Origin of the sequence: Vibrio ichthyoenteri ATCC 700023 (genome assembly GCF_000222605.1) — a bacterium.
Lineage (GTDB): Bacteria > Pseudomonadota > Gammaproteobacteria > Enterobacterales > Vibrionaceae > Vibrio > Vibrio ichthyoenteri.
Window position 1 is genome coordinate 1 of record NZ_AFWF01000322.1, and the last position, 3524, is coordinate 3524.

A 3524-nucleotide genomic window follows, 5' to 3' on the forward strand; every position below is an offset into this window, starting at 1 on the left:
AACCGCCAAAGAGAAAGGCGCAACCGTGATTGCTTTAACCGCGCCACAAAAAAGCCCCCTACGCGATATCGCGGACATCTGCTTAGATACGGTGGCAGATGAGTCAACTCATCGAGCATCGTCAATGGCCGCGAGAACCGCGCAACATGTCATCGCTGATGCCATATTCATTACCTTAGTGAAACTGCGCGGTGATCACGGGCAAGATATGATCAATGAAATCGCCTCGCAAATTAAGCAGTTGTGAAACCCTTGGGTGACCTGCTTACCCATTCGAAGAGATATTCTCTATTCAATTCGCATGCGCACATAGCGGGCAAATTTAGGGATATCGTTGCTGGTGTAGCCGTTATGGCGAAAAGTAATTGTGCTGCCCAGCGGCGGAGGCGACTTTCGCAGTTCATCGCTAAAACCACTACCAATATAAAAACGCACACCGGGCTTCCACTCCACCAATACCGCGCCCATTCGGCCTTTGTACTTTCCTTTACCGACTTTATAACCCACCACGACTGCCTCATCATCTTGGTAGGATTTTAATTTGAGCAAATCAGAACTTCTGCCAGCTTGATAGCGGCTATCGGTTCTGCGTAACATGATCCCTTCCCCATTGGTATCATTGACGGCATCAAGATAGTGCAAGAGCTCTTGCTCTGATTCAATCGGCGTATGTTCAACGTAGTCAACATGTGAAGCGTTAAGCCCAGCAACCAAATAGACAATGTTGTAATAGCGCTTTTTGTAGTCTCCCGCGGCATGAGGCATATCAAACAGCATAAACTCTATTTTCTGCCAACCCGCATCGACTGGGGTACGATCAAGCACGGTCTGTTGCACAATGTGAAAGTTTCCCCGCCCAGCCCACAATTCGCCTTCAAGTGGAAAATCGGGTAAAGGTTTAGTAAACCAACTCGGTGCCACGATCACTTTCCCTTTCCGTGTTCTTAGCGTTTTCCCGTCCCAAATCGCCCTAATGCCATCCAATTTTTCACTTTTCCAATATTGCTCAATATCGATACCTTGTTCATATGAATGCGCAAGTAACACCGGCATCATAGGTGTATTTGTTGCCTGTTCGCTTGCGTTACTGCTCATTGCCAACAAGATACTACTGGCGACTAGCGTCATTGTCCGCTGCATATTCTTTGCTCCACTCGACGTCATTTAAGTCCAACGCTAACGCAAATAAATTGAGACAGAGTATGAAGTTGGCGTGTCTCCCGTCACAGAACAGTTAAATGATTTACGCGATGTTTTCGCTGTCTAAAACTGATTCTCAAATTGAGAATGCCCGTTAGCAAGATAAGAGAACCACAAAAACAAAACCTATCACACTGTTTTTATTAACTATTTATTTTGGCACATTCTATGCTCTGAAATACCTAACCTAAGAGGAGTAGTGTTATGGAAATGCGCAAAATTGAAACCAACAACGAAATTCTAACTTTAGTAATTAATGGCAATTTGGATGCTGACGGTAGCCGTAGCGCTCAACCTCATTTGGATGAAGTGATTGCCGATCTGTCACATCCTGAGATCGAAATTGACCTCGCAAATGTCGGATTTCTCGACTCTTCTGGCGTAGGAGCTATTGTTTATCTATATAAGCGCTTGGTTGAACGTCAGCGTAACATGCGTATTGAAAATGCGACTGGACAACCTCTGGAGATCATCAATTTGCTCAGGATTAACCAAGCGATTCCCGTAAATTCTCAAAAACACTAATAATATGAGGCGGTTGGCATGGGTACTTTTCGTAGATACATAGCCTTAGCTATGTGCATAATATTGCTAGGTTGCACCAGCTATCCCGAAGAAGGACGTGGCGGCCTAGCTGAAAACCACTTTGATAGCAGCTTTTCACCCGTCATGCCCGATGAACCGCTAGGCCCAGAGCACGGATTGCGATTTGACTGGCAGTTAACGAAGTTACACTTAGATTCATTAATCCGTGAAGGCGCACGCTGGTGCTTTCCTGCGGCCGTCGTGCAAGCTTTAGAGAAACAAAATCGCATTGCACGTGAGTTGGAAGGCGGTCTGCTACTGGACGCTGCGAACGACATTGTGATTCAACGTAGACGTCTTGGTGAATTAGAACGCCAGCTCGATTATGTTACCTCTCAAGCCAACTGCGTCCCTCCGGTGGATGAAGATGCATTCCGTCTGCAACTGACCGTGATTGACGAGTTGTTCAATTTACTCAACATTGATAACCAATTTGCCTTCAACTCCTCGGAAGTCAACCCGAAATACATGGGACACCTGGCCAAGGCTGCCAATATATTACGCGATAACCCGAGCTTCAACCTATCTGTAACAGGCCATGCCGACGCAACTGGTGATGATCTCTATAACAAAACGTTAGCAATGGAGCGTGCCAAGCAAGTGAAGCGCTACCTGATCATTTTTGGCCTTAACCCTAGCCGAATCACCACCCATTCATTGGGAGACTCCCTCCCGCTTTATGATGGGTCAACGGAAGGAGTCAAGCTCACCAACCGTCGTGTCAGCATTGAAGTTATTGCCACCAAAGAGTTGGCAGAACGAACGCCACAAGGAGACTATTATGCGCAGGATTAATGCTCTACTGCTCGCCCTATGCTTATTTGCTGGCAACTTGTTGGCAGATAATTCGGTAACAGATAGCTCGGTCGCAAATGGTTCGGTCGCAAATGGTTCGGTGGCAGAAAGTCATGTGGAAACAGTTCAGATCGGCGATATGATTCAAATTAACCTGCCCGGAGAAGAATCCCTCAACCGAGGCTTTCAAGTTGATAAACGGGGCAGAATCGACCTGCCTGAAGTTGGCACCCTGTACGTGGCTGGCTATAGCGAAAAACAACTCAGCGAATCGGTATTAACCGCACTCAATGAAGTTTATCGTGATGTCACCTCCGCCAGTGTTTATATCTCTCAACAGCAAATACTGATCTCAGTACAAGGGTATGTGATCTCTCCTGGTGAATATACTTTGCCGAAAAATGCCAATGTACAAATGGCACTGCATGCTGCTGGTGGACTACGTTCCGGAGCGCAACTCGACAATATGCTGCTTAAACGCGGCAACGGTAAGCAGAGCTTCAATTACAAAGCCTTTCTCGATTCTGGTGACGAGTCACTACTGCCGAGCCTAAAATCACTTGATAGCCTGTTTGTTCCTGCATCCCCTTTGGTGGGGAATATTGAGCAACAATTTGATGCGGCAAAACAAGCCAATGCGGGTGACAGTGGCGATAGCCGCACTGCGATTAAAGTCTTTGGTGAGGTTAACTCTCCCGGTTCTTTCTCATTTAAACCGAGCACGGATCTGGTTGACATCTTAATGCGCGCCGGTGGAGTAACCCGCTACGCCTCCGTCGAACAAATTCGCGTTATCACCAATAACACACCGCAATTGTTTAACCTAAAACGTTACCTCGACAGCGGTGACCGCTCGCTATTACCCAACTTATCAGAAGGCACAACCATTTTTGTTGCCCAAGCAAGAAGAAGAAATCAAAGCCGGAGCCAATGTTGTCTACATC

4 protein-coding genes and 1 pseudogene are annotated in these 3524 nt (G+C 46.7%); 4 read left to right on the forward strand and 1 reads right to left on the reverse strand.

Going from position 1 to position 3524, the window contains the following annotated elements:
* A partial coding sequence (locus tag RH85_RS21740; protein ID WP_006714877.1) for a MurR/RpiR family transcriptional regulator occupies positions 1 to 247 on the forward strand: 247 nt, incomplete at its 5' end.
* Positions 248 to 288: 41 nt separating this feature from the next.
* Here RH85_RS21740 and RH85_RS21745 read toward each other — a convergent pair.
* Entirely contained in the window at positions 289 to 1140 is an 852-nt protein-coding gene (locus tag RH85_RS21745) for a DNA ligase (RefSeq protein WP_039949556.1), read from the reverse strand.
* A gap of 264 nt (positions 1141 to 1404) precedes the next feature.
* Here RH85_RS21745 and RH85_RS21750 point away from each other — a divergent pair, with 264 nt between their 5' ends.
* The 3 genes and pseudogenes from RH85_RS21750 to RH85_RS21760 form a co-directional block, all read left to right on the forward strand.
* On the forward strand, positions 1405 to 1725 hold the full coding sequence (locus tag RH85_RS21750; RefSeq protein WP_006714879.1) for an STAS domain-containing protein: 321 nt from the start codon (positions 1405 to 1407) through the stop codon (positions 1723 to 1725).
* 18 nt (positions 1726 to 1743) lie between these two features.
* The gene (locus RH85_RS21755; RefSeq protein WP_039949559.1) at positions 1744 to 2580 is read left to right on the forward strand and encodes an OmpA family protein; all 837 of its coding nucleotides are present in this window, start codon (positions 1744 to 1746) and stop codon (positions 2578 to 2580) included.
* Positions 2567 to 3524 (forward strand): annotated as a pseudogene (locus RH85_RS21760) (SLBB domain-containing protein); the annotation flags it as partial. The gene RH85_RS21755 and the pseudogene RH85_RS21760, both read left to right, overlap by 14 nt.